Below are 16579 nucleotides of genomic sequence, written 5' to 3' on the forward strand. Positions count from 1 at the left end.
AAAAGTGTCTATTTATGGGCTTTATAAAGCTTTTATACATAAGAAATTGATGATTTTTTTATGTGCGAAAGTTGAGTAACTATATAAAAGAAGTAAATAAGCAAAAAAGTTTAGATAAAAATGAATATAATCGTGTGCAAGAGTATGTTAAAAATGAAAGAGCAAAGATAGATATAGATTTAAGTGAGCAAAAGAAGGCACAAAGTAATTTAACAAAAACTTTAAACCATTATAATCAAAAAGTTTTTTCATACAATAATCTAAGCAGAGAAATAAATACCTTAGTAAATCAAATAGAAACTATGACAAGAAGTGTAAAAAAAATAAATGGAAGGACGTTTGGCTTAGAAGAAACCACTTTAAAAACTATATATAAAGATGGAAAAATGACACAAGAAAAAAGTGTAAAAACAAATATGGATAAAATTGAAATTTATAGTTTTGATTCTTTATCGCAACTAAAAGTAGTAATTGCCCATGAGATATTGCATTTAGTTGGTATTCCACATATTGAAGAAAGTGGTGCTTTAATGAATCCACTTTTACAAAAAAGTCAAATAGAAAGACTCTATTTAACTAAGGATGATATTGAGAATTTTAGAAGTAATTTCTGACATTCCCAAAATTACAATATTTAAAATTAAATGATAATTTCACCTTTTACAGTATTTCTAACTTCATCTATTTTAAAACAATCATTGGCAATATTTCTAGCACTTGTATCTTGATATTGACTTACTATTTTATGAATTGTTTTAATTTCATCTTTAGAAAAAATTGATTCATCAAATTCTTCTTCCATTTTAATAAAGTTAAGTTCAATAAATTTTTCTTTGGCAATAACTTCAATATCTAAATAATCTAATAATTCTTGCATTAAATAGATTCTTTCATCATCTTCTTCCAAATCCTCTTCATTTGCAACTATATCAAATAATTCTCCTAAAACTACAGGTTCAGGGTGACGAGAGCCTTTTATATAAGTTTCATTAAAAAGTTTTTGTCCACAATATTTTTGATGATTATAATCCATTAAAAAAAGCATTATTGATACTTTTTTATCATTTAATTGTTTAACTTGTTTGTGTAACATATATAAAATTACATTTGCTACTTTTGTCATATCTATACTCAAAAAATTCCTTTTGCTTAGTTTAAAATTATTCTACAGTTTTCATTAAAACATCTCTATAATGATTTAATTCTTTCATTTTCACATCATCACCATTATTTATATCTGGGTGATATTTACGAGCTAGTTCTTTATATCTTTTTTTTATTTCTTCTTTTGTGGGACTTTGAGTAAATCCAAAAAAATCTTTTGCTTTAGCCACTTCATCAACTCTTGGCGCATTTGCAAAGCCTTGAAAATCTGATTGATTAAAGTTTTTAAAATCATTAAAATTAAAATTTTGTCCATTTTGAAAGTTTTGACTATCAAATCTAAAGTTAAAACTGTTTGTTTGTATTTTCTTTTTGAAATTATATATCAAGAAAGTAATGATAACAAAGATAACTCCTATAATCATCAAAAAAGTTCCAAAATTTGTAAAAATTAAGTATAGAATAAAAAATATAATAGCTAATCTTACTATTCTATTAAAAATATAAATAGCTGTATTGTTGTACATAAAAAAAACCCTTTAAAAAATAGTTTTGTATTATATAATTACTTTTACAATAAGTAAATTAAACTAAAAATATTATCTATAGTTTAAAATATAAATTAATTTTGTTACTAAAGTTATCATTAAGTATCAAAAATTTGCTATTTTATTGCTATGCTTTTTTTTTATCATAAAAATATCATACATCATAAATATCCTAACAGTATATTTTTATAGGAGGATATTATGAGTATAGGTTTGCAAGCTTTTTTTGCTGTGTTACCAATAGTATTTGCTGGTATTTTATTAGTAGGTCTTAGGATTTCAGCAAAGAAAGCTATGCCATTAGTTTACATTTCAACTGTAGCTGTGGCTTTTTTTGTTTGGGAAGTTTCTTTTAATAGGGTATTAGCTTCTACTATTGAAGGAATGTTAATTACAATATCTGTGCTGTGGATTATTTTTGGTGCTATTTTACTTTTAAATACACTAAAGCATTCAGGAGCAATTGTAGTAATTAGAGAAGGTTTTAATAATATAAGTCCAGATAGAAGAGTTCAAGTTATTATTGTTGCTTGGTTATTTGGATCATTCATTGAAGGTGCTTCAGGATTTGGAACGCCAGCTGCGATTGCTGCTCCATTACTTGTGGCAATAGGATTTCCTGCAATGGCTGCTGTTATGGTTGGTATGATGATTCAAAGTACTCCTGTTTCTTTTGGTGCTGTTGGAACTCCAATTTTAATTGGTGTTAATAAAGGTTTAGATTCAGCAGGAATTGGAGCAACGTTAGAAGGTTTAGGTTCATCTTGGGATGTTTATTTACAAATAATTACTTCTCAAGTTGCCATTACTCATGCAATTGCTGGAACTTTTATTCCTTTGTTTATGATTGTAATGCTTACTAGATTTTTTGGTGAAAATAAATCTTGGAGTGAAGGTTTATCTATTTTACCATTTGCTATTTTTGGAGGAATTGCCTTTACTATTCCCTATGCACTTACAGGTGTATTTTTAGGAGCAGAGTTCCCATCATTAATTGGTGCTTTAGTTGGACTGCCAATTGTTATATTTGCAGCAAAAAAAGGTTTTTTAATTCCTAAAAAAACTTGGGATTTCGCTCCTAGAGAAAAATGGCCTGTTGCTTGGGTTTCAAAATTTGAAATGAAGTTTGATGCTATGACTTCAAAAATTCCTATGTCTTTGACAAAAGCATGGATTCCTTATGTTTTAGTTGCTGCTATATTAGTTCTTACAAGAGTAAGTACTGATGCAAAAGCATTTGTTACATCTTTAGTATTTTCATATAAAGATATTTTAGGTGAAGGATTAAACTTCTCTATGCAACCTTTATATTTACCAGGTGGAATTTTGGTTTTTGTTGTATTAATTACTTATTTTTTACATAAAATGGAATTAAAAGAGTTAACAGCTGCAGTTGGAGAATCTTCAAAAGTTATGATTGGTGCAGGTTTTGTACTTGTATTTACTATTCCTCTTGTTAGAATTTTAATTAATTCAGGAATAAATGATTCTGGATTTGATTCTATGCCTATTGCAATGGCAAATTTTGTTGCACATAGTGTTGGTGATATTTATCCATTATTTGCACCAATTGTTGGAGCTTTAGGAGCATTTATTGCAGGAAGTAATACTGTATCAAATATGATGTTATCACAATTTCAATTTGGTGTTGCAGATGCTTTAGGAATTTCAACAGCATTTATGGTTGCTCTTCAAGCAGTTGGTGCAGCAGCAGGTAATATGATAGCAATTCATAATGTGGTAGCTGCAAGTGCAACAGTAGGATTACTTGATCAAGAGGGGGAAACTTTGAGAAAAACTATTATTCCTACTATTTATTATTGTTTAATTGTGGGAATTATTGGCATTATTGGAATGTATTATTTAGGATTAACTGATCCTCTTATGAAATAATTAAAGGTAAAAAAGAGCTTTTGCTCTTTTTTACTAAAAATAACTATTTTCTACCATATCATTTATTTGATCTAACATTGATTTATAATCATTATATTTTATATTTATCGGATATAACTCTTTTTTATATTTCAAAACTAAAGAGGGGAAAGCTCTTACATTTAATGAGCGTCTTAAGTTTAATTCATTTTGTAAATCATCTTCAATTCTTTGTGATTTTAGATTTTCTTCAAATTTTTTTTCATTCATTCCTATTTGTTTTGCAAGATTGATTAAAGTACTAGCATCACTTGGATTTTGTGCATTTTGATAATATGCTTGTTGAATAGCAACTATCATTTCATCTTCTTTATTTTCATAACGTGCTAACATTGTTGCTTGGCAAGCAAGGTAAGTTGAACGTCTTGGAAGACAATTTTTCCAAAACTCATGATTAAATTTTGTTCCTACTGTTTTTTCAATATCATACCAAATATTTTCTATTTTTTCTTGCATATCTTTTGGCATTATTTCATCACTATGTTTTGCAAGTCCTCCAACCACATGTTGAATTTTTATATTAGAGTTTAAGTTTTTTCTTAATTCATCTAACGTAGGCTTAAAAGCGTAACACCATGAACACATAGGATCATGAACATGATATAAAGTATAAATCATAAAATTTCCTTTTTTAAATTTTAAATAGATTATCATTATTGGAATTAAATGGCTCTAAAAATTAATATTAATTATATTTAAAATTTTTTGAGTACAATATGTTACAGTTTAAAGGATTTTTATGGAATATGAAGAGTTTGAGAAAGCTGTTGATATGTTTGGAATATTAACAAGAGTTTCTAAAAAAGATTTAAAAAATAAATATTTAAAATTATCGAAGAAATTTCATCCAGATATGCCAGAAGGTAGTGATGAAAAATTTAAAGAATTAAAGAAAAATTATGATTTACTTTGTGCTTATATGGATTCTTATTATTTTTCTTTTGATAAAGATGAATTTAAGCAACAATTTCCTTCTTTTACAAATTATAAAAACTGGAATAAATAGGAGATTAAAATGTACGAAGATAAAATAAAAGATTTAGTGTTAACAAGCCTTGTAACGGATGCTTATTGTTTAGGTACCCATTGGATTTATGATGAAAATCAATTAGTTAATAATGATATTAGATGGGAAGAATTAAATAATCCTTTAGCTATATGGCATAAAGGTAAAAGTGCTGGTGATTTCACTCACTATGGTGATCAAACTTATTGGCTATATGAGTTTTTAAAAGACAAAGAAAGTTTTGATGAAAAAGAGTATTTAAACTTTTGGTTTAAAAAAATGAAAACGTATACAGGCTATATTGATGGAGCTAGTAGAAACACTATTTTAAATATTGAAAATAATGTAAATCCAAGTGGTTCTGATTCTCATGATTTATCAATCGTTGGTAGAATCGTTCCTTTGTTAAAAGTGTCAAAAACAAAAGAAGAATTTTTGAAAAATGTAGAAAAATTTGTAAAACTAACTCATAATAGTAAAGAAGCAATTCAAAGTGCTGATTTTTTTGCAAATCTCTTAGTAATGGTTCTTGAAAAAAATGATATTGAAAAATCAATTTTACAATTGAAAAATTTATATGATTCACATTTTCAAGAGATGATTCAAAAAGGTTTTGATTCAAAAAATTCTGATACTTTTAAAACTATTAGAACATTTGGTCCAGCTTGTGATATAAATGGTGGATTTAGTGGCGTTATACATCTTTTATGTAAATATGATAACTTAAAAGAAATGCTTATTTCTAACTCAAAAGCAGGGGGAGATTCAAGTGCTAGAGCTATGATTGCAAGTGCTATATTATTTGCAAATAAAGATATTAGTGAAGTACCAAAAAATTGGTTAAATTTAAAGGTAAAAATTTAGAAGGTGTATTTATGAAAAAAACTATAATAAATTTCTTTTCGGAAAAATTGTATATTGAGTTAACTATTGCTGCAGTTTTATTTTTTGTTGCACTTGTATTAGATATGTTAATGGATTTTATTATCTATATGCTTTATTTTATAATTTTTCTTGAGATTGTAAGAGCAGTTGTCAATTATATAAGAGAAGAAAGAGTTAGTTTATCTTTACTTGTTGATGCATTTATTATCTTGGCATTAAGAGAGTTTATTGTAAATGTAGTTAAGGTAAATAAAGAAAATCTAAATACTTTTGAAGCTATTTTTACAAGTTCAGTTAATATGAATTTATTAGTATTATCAGGAGTAATTGTATTTTTACTATTTATTAGATACTTATCGGTGATTTCATCTCAAAGATATTTACTTAAAGATAAAAATCATGATTAAAAGGAAAGTGCAATAATGCAAAATAAATTTTTAATTCTAATTGTTTTATTTTGTTCTTTTTGTGTAAATTCATTTGCAAATGAAGCTTACACTAAAGAACAAATTGAAAGAATGATCTCAAAAATGGTTATTTTAGGCTTCAAGGGTGAAAAAGTTAATCCTAATGATGAAATATACAAAAATATAAAAAATGGTTTAGGTGGGGTTATTTTATTTGACAAAGATCCAACTGATAAAACAAAAGTAAAAAATGTTAGAAACAAAGAGCAGTTAAAAATATTTACTGCTTCTTTACAAGCAATATCTAAACAAAAACTTTTAATTTCTATTGATCAAGAGGGTGGGATAGTTCAAAGATTAAAAAAAGAAGATGGTTTTGTTGATATTCCCAAAGCTAGTAGTGTTGCTTTAATGGGTGAGAATTTTGCTAAAAATATATATAAATCTTTAGCAAAAGATTTACATGAATCAGGAATAAATAATGATTTTGCACCGGTTGTTGATTTAGCAATAAATAAAAATAATAAAGTAATAGTTACAAAAGGTCGTTCCTTTGGTGAATCATCAAAGGATGTTATAAAATACTCTTCTATTTTTGTTGAAGAATTAAAAAAACAAAATGTAATTTCTGTTTTAAAACATTTCCCAGGTCATGGTTCATCGTTAAATGATTCTCATTTTGGATTTGTTGATATTACAAAAACTTGGAGTGAAAAAGAGTTAGAGCCATATAGATATTTTATTAATAATAATAAAGTTGATATGATTATGACAGCTCATGTTTTTAATGAAAAATTAGATGATACTTATCCTGCTACACTATCTTATAAAGTTAATACTGAGTTGTTAAGATATAAGTTAAATTTTGATGGCGTATTAGTTAGTGATGACTTACAAATGTATGCTATTTCAAAACATTATGATTTAAAACAGACTTTAACATTAGCTATTAACTCAGGAGTTAATATGCTTTTATTTGCAAATCAAACTGCAAATCCAATAAACTTGAAACAAATAGTTGATACTATTTATTCACAAATATTAAGTGAAGAAATTTCATTAGAGCAAATTATCAAATCAAATAAAAGAATTGATAGTATGATGGCTAAATACAAATAATAATATATTTATAATAACACAAAAAGGAAAAATTTATGAAAAAAAACTTGATATTACTATCTTTAAGTGCTGCTTTTGCACTAAATGTAAATGCTGATACTTTAGGATTTGAAGCTGGAGCTGCAGTTTGGGCTGCAAAAACATCTGGTAATTTCCAATATAAGGGTGATAATATTGATTTGTCAAAAGATTTAGGTTATGGAGATTTAAATACAAATTTTATTTGGGCAAGTTTTGAACATCCCCTTCCTTTTATTCCAAATATTAAAATTCAACATACAAAAATAGAAGATTCATCTTCAAAAACATCAAGTTTTACTTTCGATAATGTAATTTACTCTGGAAATATATCTTCAAGTTTACAACTTAATCAAACAGATTTTATTGCTTATTATAGATTATTAGATAATTGGATAAATCTTGATTTAGGTATCAATGGTAAATATATTGATGCATCTGTTAGTGCAAGTGATAATACGGGTACAACTTCTGCCTCAACAAAAGATTTAAATTATGTTATTCCAATGATTTATGCAAAAGCTAGATTTGATTTACCTCTTAGTGGATTATCTGTTGAAACTGATGTAAGTTATATAACTTATGCAGATAGTGATTTTTATGATTTAAAAGGTGGAGTCCTTTATGAAACATCATTTGGTTTAGGTGCTACACTTGGATATAGAGCTGAAAAAATAAAATTAGATGATATAAGTGATGCATATTCAGATATTCAAATTAAAGGTGCTTACGCAGGTTTATACTATCATTTTTAATAGTAAAACGGATTTAATATAAACTTATATTGAATCCGCAGCTTTTTGTTCTCTTAGACTTTTTACTTTTTTTCTTGATAAATCAGACATTAATATTCCTAACCAATGAGTACTTGTATTTGAATCAAATGCAATCTTGAGTGTCATAGTTATAGGAACAGCTAAGAACATTCCTACAATGCCTAGAATATAACCCCAAAATATTAAAGAGAAAAATATCACTAATGGAGATAATCCAAGTTCTCTTCCCATAAGTTTTGGTTCTAGAATATTACTTATTGATATATTTATTACCACATAAAGTATTATTACCCAAATAGTGATATTTATATCAAGATTCATAAATGTTAATAAAATAGCTGGAATTGATGCAATGATTGAACCAACAACAGGAACAAAATTAAATAGCATTGCAATTACACCCCATAAAATAGGATAATCAACTCCAAATATAGTTAAGACAATAGTTATAATAAAACCTGTTAAAAAACTTGTAAAAGATTTTACAACAAAATATTTTTGAATATTAAATGAAAAAAGATTGAAATGCTCTAATTTTTTTGCATTATTTCTAAATATTACTCTTAATTTTGTTTGAAAAGATTTTGACTCAGCTAAGATAAAAGCAACTCCAATTACAACAAGTAAAAATTTAGATAAAAAAGTTCCAATACTACCTATGATATTTGTTGTAAAACCAAAAAATGAGTTGAAGTTTAATGCTCCCATTATTTTAGTTTTATCTATTTGAATACCTGCATTTTGTGCTAAATGAAGCAAATCTAAAACAGTATTTTTTAGTTTTTCTTCATAAGTAGGTAAATTTGTTAAAAAGTCATTTAAAGAAATATTTATAACATAAGCAAGCATTACACCAATGCCCACAACAATAAGTAATATTATAAAGTAAGAGAAAAGTCTAGGGATGTGTTTTTTTTGTAAAACTTTTAAAAGTGTAGAAAAGATTGATGAAATAAATATAGCCAAAAAGAGTATTACAACTACTTGGCTCGACATTTTTACTCCTGCTATTATTACAACAAAACTTGCAAAATAAAAGAAATAATTCTTTAAATTTATTGAATCCATTTATAACCTTTTGCTTTTAATAAAATTTTCTTGTATTATAGTCAAATTAATTGATTTTTAACAAACTCTAAATAGTGGCCTTCTTTCTCTTCTAACTCTTTATGATTGCCACTTTGTACTAATTTACCATCTTCTAATACATAAATCATATGAGCATTTTTAACAGTACTTAATCTGTGAGCAATTGTAATTACTGTTTTTTCTTTTAAAAATTCTTCTAAGTCATTAAATAGTTTTACTTCTGTATGAACATCTAAAGCTGATGTTGATTCATCAAAAATAACAACAGCAGGATTTGCTATAATCATTCTTGCTATTGAAAGCCTTTGTCTTTGTCCCCCACTAAGTCTTACTCCATGTTTACCAACTATTGTTTCTAATTTATCACTCATTTTTTCAACAGTTTCATATAATTGAGCTATTTTTAAAGCTTCAAATATTTGTTCATCACTTATGTTTTCATTTCCCATAGTAATGTTGAATTTCAAAGTATTATTAAATAAAATTGGCATTTGTAATACTAAAAAAATATTTTCTCTTAGACTTTGTCTACTTAGATTATCTATACTTATATTGTTGTATAAAATGTCTCCTGAATCTTTTGAATAAAATCCTGATATAAGATGGGCAATTGTTGTTTTTCCACTACCACTTGCTCCTATGATTGCTACTTTTTCTCCTGATTTTATATTAAATGAAATATTTTTTAATGTAGCTTTATCTTCTTTATATGAAAAGTTTAGATTTTGTATAGAGATATCTATTTTTTTTGAATTATGAGCTAACTCTTCAACTCCATTTTTTTCACGTTTTAAATCTAGTATTTTATTTATTCTATTTATTGCAGCACTTGCACTTGCATATGAGTATTGAATAGTCAATATATCTTGAACAGGTGTCATAATAAACCAGATATATCCAAACATAGCAAACATTAATCCTATTGATAAATCACTGTAAGCCACTAAAATTAAACCTGTTGCTCTAAAAATCTCAAAAGCAATTAAAAAAATTGTAAAAGAAAATCTTTCATAAGCTACACTTTTATAGTTAAATTCGTTTGATGTTTTTTGAATATTTCTTGCTTTGTCAATTGAGTCATCAAAGAAATATTTTTCTTTATTACTAGCTTTGATTTGTCCAAATAAATCTAATGTTTCATTAATATTATTTTGAAAAACTTCTATAGCTTTATTTTCTTCTTGTTTTAAAACACCAGTTTTTTTAGCGATTTTTTTGGAAAGAATCATAATGATAGGTTGGATAAATAAAATCATAAGTCCTAAAATAGGATCAATTGTAATAATAACCACAGCAACTGCAAATAAAGTTAAAATAGAAGCTATAAACTTACTTGCAATTGAAACTATAAAGTTATCTAAGGTATTAACATCTGTTATTAAATTAGCAGAGATAGAGCCTGAGCCTAAGCTTTCATATTCATTCATATTTACATGTTCAAGATGAGTTAGAAGTTTCTCTCTTATTTTAAAAGTTACATATTTTGAAACTTTTGTAAATATTTTTGTAATAGCAACACCAAAAGCAAAATATACTAATCTTAAAAATAAAACAATAACTGTAACAATAGCAATATAATAAAAAGCGTTTCCACTTCCAAATAAATTATCAATATTATTTACAAAAAAATTAGGTTTATGAAGTAAAACTTCATCGACTAAAAGAGGTAAAAGTAGGGGAATTGGAACGCTCACCATTATTGCAATAATAGTAAGAATTTGTCCTATTATAAGTGATTTTCTATTATCTAGTAAAAGTTTAAATATATAATTTAAAGATATTTTTTCATTCATGTTTTTTCATTTTATTATAAATCTACTCTATAACCTATGCCTGAAACATTTTTTATTAGCTTTTTATATGTTTTTTTTCTAATTTCTTTAACCAATGAACGAAGAGCATCATGACTCATTTCGTTATTCCAAATTTCTTTACTTATTTCATCATAGTTCAAAGCTTTAGTAGAATTTTTTATTAAAAAATGTAAAAATAAAAGTTCTTTTTTTGTTAATGGGACAATTTGAGCATTTTTAAAAAGTGTTTTATTATATGAATCATAAATAAAATCATTGTTCAAAGTTATAATATTTGATTTTCTAGAATCTATATTTTCTTGACAATGTACTAGTATATCTATTAATTCATTTGCACAATTTAAAGATTTTATAAACTTGATAAATTCAATTTCTAAACCCTCTAATAAATGTGTATGATTTAATTCATCTAATAAAGCGACTATTTGTATTTGATTATTTAACAATCTAATCTCTTTTAGTATTTCAAAATTATATTTTGTAACAACCAAATGAATCTCTTTTGTATTTATTAATTCAACTAATTCATCTTGGTTATTATATTTAAAAAGATTATTTGTATATGAAGATAAATAGTTATAAAATTCTTCATTATTCTCTTTTAAATCATAACAAATATTTAAATACTTTAATTTTTTCATCTTTTTCCTATATTACTTCTCAGATGAACTTAGCATTTTTTCACAAACTTCCAATTTCATACCCTCATGATAATTACAATTTAATCCACATTTAAAAAATGCTATATTTTCTAAATTTTGATTTTTTATTTCCATGATAGAAACATTTTTACACTCTTCCAATGAGTTAAAAGTAATTGGACTCTTAATATTTTTCTTTGTATCTTCTTTATTTGGATAAATAAAAGCAGTCCATTTTTCTTCTTTCTTTTCACCGAAACAACCATTAAATAGGAATGAAACACATCCCAAAAATATTAAATTTTTAAACATTAAACTCTCTTTTTTTTACTGATTTTAGTGAAAAATTATTTATAAAAGCTTAAAATTTATTTTTATTTAATAAATAAAAGTTATTTATTCTTAGGAAAAGTAATGTATTCAACAATTATTATACATTTAATATGTTACAATTAAATAAAAAGTAAAGTCACAAAAATGAAAAAAATTACCCTAATCTTTCTTTTATCATTATGTTTTGTATTTGCAAAAGAAGATTATTCAGAAATGAGTACTCAAGAATTAATTGCAATTATCGGTTATGTAAAAGATTCAAATAAAGATTCTTTTATAAAAGAGTTAAATTCAAGAATTCCTACAATGACAGAAGATGAAAAAAACTTATATAAAGAAACTATAGAAAAGCTTAATCAAGATGAAAAATAAAATATTATTATTAGAAGATGATTTAAATTTAAGTGAAACTGTAGCTGAGTATTTTGATGAGCAAGGATTTGAAGTAACATGTGTTTATGATGGTGATGATGCAATAGCTTCAATTTATGAAAATCATTTTGATTTATTACTTCTTGATGTTAATGTGCCAAATAAAAATGGTTTTGATGTTTTAAAAGAAATTAGAGCTCAAAATAATAGTGTTCCTGCAATTTTTACAACTTCTTTAAACTCAATGGATTCTTTAGAAGAGGGGTATATAAGTGGCTGTGATGATTATATTAGAAAACCATTTGAATTAAGAGAACTTTTATTTCGTGTTCAAACTATTTTAAAAAGAGAATTTTCTCAAAAAAGTGATGTAATTAATATTACAGATGATATAACTTTCAATTCAATTTCAAATGAATTAAAATATAAGGATGAAGAAGTAAAATTAAATTTAAAAGAGTTGAAGCTTTTAAAATTCTTTTTACAGCATCCAAATGAACTATTAGTACATGATAGAATTTATGATCATGTTTGGGATTATGATGAAGAGTATAGTGATAATTCTTTACGAACATATATAAAAAATCTAAGAAAAATATTAGGAAAAGATAAAATTGTTAGTCTTAAAAAACTCGGGTATAGATTTAACCAATAGTGAAACTAGGACTCTTTTAGGTTTTAGTTTTTTATACTCTTTTCTCGTTTTAGTAATACTTAGTGTTGTTTCATTTTTGTATTATCAATTTCAAAAAGATTTAATGCTTCAAGAAAAAAGACAAATCTTACAAAATTATTCTAATGATTTTGTTATTAGATTAAAAGATTTGCATGTAAATATAGATAAATATAATGTTTATCCAAGAAATGAAAAATATGAATCAGCTATTTTTGATAGTGATAAAAAAGAAATATTCTCAACTTTAAAATCTTCAAAAATTAGTTTAGATGATGTTATTTACTCAAGTGGAAATCAAATACATTTTATAAAAGAACCGGAGTCTTACTATTTAGGAAGTAAATACATAATCATAGAAATACCTGATGATCATCTTTGGTTTGAAGAGATTAAGTATAAGATGGCTATTTCTTTTATTTTAGCTTTTTTATTTATGATTTTTATTGGATATTTTATTTCAAAACTTTTCTTAAAACCAATGAGAGATGCACTTCATCTTCTTGATAGATTTATCAAAGACACAACCCATGAATTAAATACTCCAATAACAGCCATAATTACAAATATTGAAATGATTGATAAAAATTTATTAGATGAAAAATTAGCAAAAAAAATAAATAGAATAGAAATAGGAGCAAAAACAATTTCAAATATTTATGAAGATTTGACTTTTGTTACTTTGAATAATCAAATAATTTCAAATAATGAAAATATTAATTTATCAAATATTATAAAACAAAGGGTAGATTTCTTTAAGAGTTTAGCAATTATGAAAAAAATCATTTTTAAATTAGATATTAAAGATGATGTGTTTTTATTTTGTGATAATAAAAAGATTTCAAAACTTATTGATAATCTTCTATCAAATGCAATTAAATATAATAAAATAGCAGGAATCATAAAAATAGTTTTAACAGATAATAACTTAAGTATAGAAGATACTGGAAAAGGAATAAGTGCTGAGAATCTTGCTAATTTATTTGAAAGGTATACAAGATTTGATAAGAGTGTTGGTGGATTTGGGATAGGATTAAATATTGTCTCTTTAATTGCAAAAGAGTACAATCTAGAAATATCAGTTCAATCAGAAATAAATATTGGAACAAAAGTGAGTATTCAATGGTAAGAATATTTTTTATTTTTATTTTTTCTACAATTATTTTACTAGCTGAAAATTCTAAAGATGTTATTTATGATTTAAATTGTGTTGGATGCCATAAAAAAATGCCTGTAACTATTGATAAATACTTTTATAGATATTTATTAAAATATAGTAGTGAAACAAAAGTAAAAGAAGCTATGTTTAATTACTTAAAGAACCCAACAAAAGAAGAAACTATAATGGCTGAATCATTTATTACAAGATTTGGTGTAAAGAAAAAAACAAATCTAACTGATGCTAAATTAAATGAAGCACTAGATAGTTATTGGGAAAAATATAAGATTTTTGGAAGATTAAAATAGTACACAATATCTTCACAATATTGGCATATACTTTTCTTAGTTAATAAATTATTAGGAGTCAAAAATGAAGAAAATATTATCAATACTTTTTATATCAAGTTCACTAGTTTTTGCTGGAAATAATAATGATATAGGATTAGATACACTAGTTGGTGCAACAGTAGGTGTAGTAATAGGTAATCAAATTGGTAGAGGTACTGGAAAAGACGTAGCTAGAGTAGCAGGTGGGTTAATTGGCGCAACAGTTGCAAATAGTACACGTGATTCTAGAAATTATAATAGCTATGATAATAATTACAACTCATATAGTAACAATGGTTATGAAAGAACTACAACTTATGTAAGAGATAGCTACTATGATGATGGATATTATTATAATAGAAGACCAATAGAGTCACAAGTTGTAGTTGTTTATAGAGATTTTGATAGACCGCCACCACCAAGAATTATAAGAGAAAGAGTATATTATCCTAGAGGTCCAGGTCCAGAGAGATGGGATTGGCATCATGGTCCAAGACGTTAGACCCCTTTGTCTAACGTTTAGATTTATTATAATTTTATGAAAGAAGTCTAGTTACCATTTGTTGATTTATATTATTTCCTTGAGCTAAACTAAAGGCTCCAATTTGTCCCATAATATTTTGTTTTGAAAAATTAGCAGATTCTTTTGCATAATCTGTATCAAATACTGAAGCAGCGCTTAAAGTACCTACTTCTTGTGACATCAAATTTCTACTTGAACTTTCTAGTTGGTTTTGAACTGATGCAAATTCACTTCTTATATCATTTAAACTATTTATTGCATTATCAACACTTTGTAAGAATCCTTTTGCTGCACTTGAAGTAAATGAAGTAGCATCTTGAGATGAAAGAGCTGATAATCCTAAACCTTGTGTATTTGATTGAACAGAAGAACTTTCTATTAAGTTATCACTATTTAATCCAGATTGATACTGTTGTGCTTGAGATGATGAACTATCGTTAGCACTATTTTGAAGTAATGATTGTCCATTATAATTTGTATTACTGGCAATTTGATTAAATTGATCAAGTTGAGATTTAATATCTTTTAAAATCATTTCTCTTCCATCTTGACTTGTTGTGTCTGTTGATGCTTGGAGAAGTTTTTCTTTAATATTATCTAATATACTTGATTGTTCATTTATTGCACTTGAGGCTATTTGTGTTGATGCTATCGCAGAATTTGTATTTTCAATAGCTTGTGAATAGCCACTTGATTGAGCTAATAAATTATTTGCAATAGCTAAGCTTGAAGAATCATTACTCGCTTGATTTAATTCTATACCTGTTGCTATTCTATTTAGGGTTTGATTATTATTTAAATAAAGATTCTGATTTATTGTAGAATTTGAACTTATTTCCATAACATACTCCTTTTAATATTATATACTTTATATTAGTACTACTTAGATTAAATCATTATTAAGTTTTTGATATAATATTTTAAATAAAAATAGGCTTTAAATGAATATAAATTTAGAATTGGAACAAATTATTCTCTTATTAAATCAAAATAAATTTGTAGAAGCACATGATGTTTTTGAAGAGCTTTGGCGAGATTATAAAAAAGATGAATCAACAAGAGAAGAATCTTTTATCTTAAAAGCTTTTGTAAACGGCAGTGTGAGCATAGAATTATACAAAATGCAAAGATTTGAGCACTCTTTAAATGTTTGGAATACTTATAAAAAATATGAATATTTAATAGATGAAATAGATAGTTTAAATAAAAAAAATTATCAAGAAATAAAAGAGATAATTTATGAAAAAAGAGAAAAGTATATAAAATGATAATAATAGATTTTGAAACAAATAGCAGTAATATAGGCGATGTAATAGAAGTAGCAGCGGTTAGAATTGACAAAGATTATAAAATCTTAGATAAATTCCATAGATATTATTTATCAAGATATCCAGTGAATTATTTTTCATATGCAGTTCATAGACTTACTCCTGAATTAATACTTGATTATAGAAAAGATAAATCATATTGTTCTTATTTTACTGAAGATGATGATTTTTTAGAATTTTGTTCAAACAGTGATACTTTGGTAGCTCATAATATTTCTTTTGAATTAAGACATATAGATAGAAAAGTTACTTTTAAAAATCACATTTGTACTATGAGTGAAAATAAAAATATAGTAAAAGTATATGGGAAAAGTGGAAGACTAAAAAACCCAAAATTAGATGAAACTTGCCAGTATTATGGAATAGAATTTGATGGGGATAAATATCATAGTGCAACTTATGATGTGACAAAAACCTATGAAATCTTAAAAAGAATGAATTTTAAACTGCCATAAGGATATAAACAGTCAAATAAACACTACGAAAACTATTTTTTTTATTATAAAATAAAATAAAAAAAGGA

The 16579-nt window shown here is 25.4% G+C and carries 22 protein-coding genes; 14 read left to right on the top strand and 8 right to left on the bottom strand.

The window, feature by feature from the left end:
- The first annotated feature begins 71 nt into the window (after positions 1-71).
- On the top strand, positions 72-614 hold the full coding sequence (locus tag ABVS04_RS07810) for a matrixin family metalloprotease (RefSeq protein WP_368030126.1): 543 nt from the start codon (positions 72-74) through the stop codon (positions 612-614).
- A 26-nt stretch (positions 615-640) separates the two neighbouring features.
- Here the strand turns inward: ABVS04_RS07810 and ABVS04_RS07815 are convergent, their stop codons facing one another.
- Entirely contained in the window at positions 641-1135 is a 495-nt protein-coding gene (locus tag ABVS04_RS07815; RefSeq protein ID WP_368030127.1) for a DUF4065 domain-containing protein, read from the bottom strand.
- Between the two features lie 25 nt (positions 1136-1160).
- The gene (locus ABVS04_RS07820; protein ID WP_368030128.1) at positions 1161-1631 is read right to left on the bottom strand and encodes a J domain-containing protein; all 471 of its coding nucleotides are present in this window, start codon (positions 1629-1631) and stop codon (positions 1161-1163) included.
- 222 nt (positions 1632-1853) lie between these two features.
- Here ABVS04_RS07820 and ABVS04_RS07825 point away from each other — a divergent pair, with 222 nt between their 5' ends.
- Positions 1854-3545 (top strand): L-lactate permease, encoded by a 1692-nt coding sequence (locus ABVS04_RS07825; RefSeq protein WP_368030129.1) that lies wholly within the window; start codon positions 1854-1856, stop codon positions 3543-3545.
- Between the two features lie 33 nt (positions 3546-3578).
- Here ABVS04_RS07825 and ABVS04_RS07830 read toward each other — a convergent pair whose 3' ends face one another.
- Complete coding sequence (locus ABVS04_RS07830; protein WP_368030130.1) at positions 3579-4202, bottom strand: DsbA family protein; 624 nt, start codon at positions 4200-4202, stop codon at positions 3579-3581.
- Positions 4203-4323: 121 nt separating this feature from the next.
- Between ABVS04_RS07830 and ABVS04_RS07835 the strand changes: the two genes are divergently transcribed.
- Genes ABVS04_RS07835 through ABVS04_RS07855 form a run of 5 tightly spaced genes read left to right on the top strand, consistent with a single transcriptional unit; the run spans position 4324 to position 7774 of the window.
- Positions 4324-4590 carry a DnaJ domain-containing protein gene (locus ABVS04_RS07835; RefSeq protein ID WP_368030131.1) on the top strand — a complete coding sequence of 89 codons (267 nt, stop codon included), beginning with the start codon at positions 4324-4326 and terminating at the stop codon, positions 4588-4590.
- A 9-nt stretch (positions 4591-4599) separates the two neighbouring features.
- A complete protein-coding gene (locus ABVS04_RS07840) occupies positions 4600-5454 on the top strand; it encodes an ADP-ribosylglycohydrolase family protein (protein ID WP_368030132.1) in 855 nt (284 codons plus the stop codon).
- An 11-nt stretch (positions 5455-5465) separates the two neighbouring features.
- A complete protein-coding gene (locus tag ABVS04_RS07845; RefSeq protein ID WP_368030133.1) occupies positions 5466-5882 on the top strand; it encodes a hypothetical protein in 417 nt (138 codons plus the stop codon).
- A 15-nt stretch (positions 5883-5897) separates the two neighbouring features.
- On the top strand, positions 5898-7001 hold the full coding sequence (locus ABVS04_RS07850; RefSeq protein WP_368030134.1) for a glycoside hydrolase family 3 N-terminal domain-containing protein: 1104 nt from the start codon (positions 5898-5900) through the stop codon (positions 6999-7001).
- 35 nt (positions 7002-7036) lie between these two features.
- Positions 7037-7774 carry a TIGR04219 family outer membrane beta-barrel protein gene (locus ABVS04_RS07855; RefSeq protein ID WP_368030135.1) on the top strand — a complete coding sequence of 246 codons (738 nt, stop codon included), beginning with the start codon at positions 7037-7039 and terminating at the stop codon, positions 7772-7774.
- Positions 7775-7798: 24 nt separating this feature from the next.
- Here the strand turns inward: ABVS04_RS07855 and ABVS04_RS07860 are convergent, their stop codons facing one another.
- From ABVS04_RS07860 to ABVS04_RS07875, 4 genes are read right to left on the bottom strand one after another with little or no spacing between them, the layout of a single operon-like run.
- On the bottom strand, positions 7799-8863 hold the full coding sequence (locus ABVS04_RS07860) for an AI-2E family transporter (protein ID WP_368030136.1): 1065 nt from the start codon (positions 8861-8863) through the stop codon (positions 7799-7801).
- Between the two features lie 41 nt (positions 8864-8904).
- Positions 8905-10677, bottom strand: a complete 1773-nt coding sequence (locus ABVS04_RS07865) for an ABC transporter ATP-binding protein (RefSeq protein ID WP_368030137.1) — start codon at positions 10675-10677, stop codon at positions 8905-8907.
- A gap of 14 nt (positions 10678-10691) precedes the next feature.
- On the bottom strand, positions 10692-11339 hold the full coding sequence (locus tag ABVS04_RS07870; RefSeq protein WP_368030138.1) for a transcriptional regulator: 648 nt from the start codon (positions 11337-11339) through the stop codon (positions 10692-10694).
- A gap of 12 nt (positions 11340-11351) precedes the next feature.
- A complete protein-coding gene (locus ABVS04_RS07875) occupies positions 11352-11651 on the bottom strand; it encodes a hypothetical protein (protein WP_368030139.1) in 300 nt (99 codons plus the stop codon).
- Between the two features lie 165 nt (positions 11652-11816).
- Between ABVS04_RS07875 and ABVS04_RS07880 the strand changes: the two genes are divergently transcribed.
- The 5 genes from ABVS04_RS07880 to ABVS04_RS07900 all read left to right on the top strand — a co-directional run bounded on the left by ABVS04_RS07880 (position 11817) and on the right by ABVS04_RS07900 (position 14707).
- Positions 11817-12044 carry a DUF1104 domain-containing protein gene (locus ABVS04_RS07880; RefSeq protein WP_368030140.1) on the top strand — a complete coding sequence of 76 codons (228 nt, stop codon included), beginning with the start codon at positions 11817-11819 and terminating at the stop codon, positions 12042-12044.
- Positions 12034-12699 carry a response regulator transcription factor gene (locus ABVS04_RS07885; RefSeq protein WP_368030141.1) on the top strand — a complete coding sequence of 222 codons (666 nt, stop codon included), beginning with the start codon at positions 12034-12036 and terminating at the stop codon, positions 12697-12699. The genes ABVS04_RS07880 and ABVS04_RS07885 overlap by 11 nt, the downstream gene beginning before the upstream one ends.
- Positions 12659-13846, top strand: coding sequence for a sensor histidine kinase (locus ABVS04_RS07890; RefSeq protein ID WP_368030142.1), 1188 nt, complete (start codon positions 12659-12661; stop codon positions 13844-13846). Before ABVS04_RS07885 ends, ABVS04_RS07890 begins: the two co-directional genes overlap by 41 nt.
- Positions 13840-14184, top strand: a complete 345-nt coding sequence (locus ABVS04_RS07895; RefSeq protein ID WP_368030143.1) for a hypothetical protein — start codon at positions 13840-13842, stop codon at positions 14182-14184. Before ABVS04_RS07890 ends, ABVS04_RS07895 begins: the two co-directional genes overlap by 7 nt.
- Before the next feature lie 64 nt (positions 14185-14248).
- The gene (locus tag ABVS04_RS07900) at positions 14249-14707 is read left to right on the top strand and encodes a glycine zipper 2TM domain-containing protein (protein WP_368030145.1); all 459 of its coding nucleotides are present in this window, start codon (positions 14249-14251) and stop codon (positions 14705-14707) included.
- 34 nt (positions 14708-14741) lie between these two features.
- Here ABVS04_RS07900 and ABVS04_RS07905 read toward each other — a convergent pair whose 3' ends face one another.
- Entirely contained in the window at positions 14742-15569 is an 828-nt protein-coding gene (locus ABVS04_RS07905; RefSeq protein ID WP_368030146.1) for a flagellin, read from the bottom strand.
- 100 nt (positions 15570-15669) lie between these two features.
- Here ABVS04_RS07905 and ABVS04_RS07910 point away from each other — a divergent pair, with 100 nt between their 5' ends.
- Both ABVS04_RS07910 and ABVS04_RS07915 read left to right on the top strand, forming a co-directional pair.
- Positions 15670-15996, top strand: coding sequence for a DUF309 domain-containing protein (locus ABVS04_RS07910; protein WP_368030147.1), 327 nt, complete (start codon positions 15670-15672; stop codon positions 15994-15996).
- On the top strand, positions 15993-16511 hold the full coding sequence (locus ABVS04_RS07915; RefSeq protein ID WP_368030148.1) for an exonuclease domain-containing protein: 519 nt from the start codon (positions 15993-15995) through the stop codon (positions 16509-16511). The genes ABVS04_RS07910 and ABVS04_RS07915 overlap by 4 nt, the downstream gene beginning before the upstream one ends.
- Positions 16512-16579 lie beyond the last annotated feature (68 nt).

The organism is Arcobacter sp. s6, assembly GCF_040884245.1.
GTDB lineage: Bacteria > Campylobacterota > Campylobacteria > Campylobacterales > Arcobacteraceae > Aliarcobacter.

Bases quoted from the DNA above. Each gene is read 5' to 3' on its own strand.
- ABVS04_RS07820 (WP_368030128.1), bottom strand. From the start codon at position 1,631: ATGTACAACAATACAGCTATTTATATTTTTAATAGAATAGTAAGATTA.
- ABVS04_RS07825 (WP_368030129.1), top strand. From the start codon at position 1,854: ATGAGTATAGGTTTGCAAGCTTTTTTTGCTGTGTTACCAATAGTATTT.
- ABVS04_RS07830 (WP_368030130.1), bottom strand. From the start codon at position 4,202: ATGATTTATACTTTATATCATGTTCATGATCCTATGTGTTCATGGTGT.
- ABVS04_RS07835 (WP_368030131.1), top strand. From the start codon at position 4,324: ATGGAATATGAAGAGTTTGAGAAAGCTGTTGATATGTTTGGAATATTA.
- ABVS04_RS07840 (WP_368030132.1), top strand. From the start codon at position 4,600: ATGTACGAAGATAAAATAAAAGATTTAGTGTTAACAAGCCTTGTAACG.
- ABVS04_RS07845 (WP_368030133.1), top strand. From the start codon at position 5,466: ATGAAAAAAACTATAATAAATTTCTTTTCGGAAAAATTGTATATTGAG.
- ABVS04_RS07850 (WP_368030134.1), top strand. From the start codon at position 5,898: ATGCAAAATAAATTTTTAATTCTAATTGTTTTATTTTGTTCTTTTTGT.
- ABVS04_RS07855 (WP_368030135.1), top strand. From the start codon at position 7,037: ATGAAAAAAAACTTGATATTACTATCTTTAAGTGCTGCTTTTGCACTA.
- ABVS04_RS07860 (WP_368030136.1), bottom strand. From the start codon at position 8,863: ATGGATTCAATAAATTTAAAGAATTATTTCTTTTATTTTGCAAGTTTT.
- ABVS04_RS07865 (WP_368030137.1), bottom strand. From the start codon at position 10,677: ATGAATGAAAAAATATCTTTAAATTATATATTTAAACTTTTACTAGAT.
- ABVS04_RS07870 (WP_368030138.1), bottom strand. From the start codon at position 11,339: ATGAAAAAATTAAAGTATTTAAATATTTGTTATGATTTAAAAGAGAAT.
- ABVS04_RS07875 (WP_368030139.1), bottom strand. From the start codon at position 11,651: ATGTTTAAAAATTTAATATTTTTGGGATGTGTTTCATTCCTATTTAAT.
- ABVS04_RS07880 (WP_368030140.1), top strand. From the start codon at position 11,817: ATGAAAAAAATTACCCTAATCTTTCTTTTATCATTATGTTTTGTATTT.
- ABVS04_RS07885 (WP_368030141.1), top strand. From the start codon at position 12,034: ATGAAAAATAAAATATTATTATTAGAAGATGATTTAAATTTAAGTGAA.
- ABVS04_RS07895 (WP_368030143.1), top strand. From the start codon at position 13,840: ATGGTAAGAATATTTTTTATTTTTATTTTTTCTACAATTATTTTACTA.
- ABVS04_RS07900 (WP_368030145.1), top strand. From the start codon at position 14,249: ATGAAGAAAATATTATCAATACTTTTTATATCAAGTTCACTAGTTTTT.
- ABVS04_RS07905 (WP_368030146.1), bottom strand. From the start codon at position 15,569: ATGGAAATAAGTTCAAATTCTACAATAAATCAGAATCTTTATTTAAAT.
- ABVS04_RS07910 (WP_368030147.1), top strand. From the start codon at position 15,670: ATGAATATAAATTTAGAATTGGAACAAATTATTCTCTTATTAAATCAA.
- ABVS04_RS07915 (WP_368030148.1), top strand. From the start codon at position 15,993: ATGATAATAATAGATTTTGAAACAAATAGCAGTAATATAGGCGATGTA.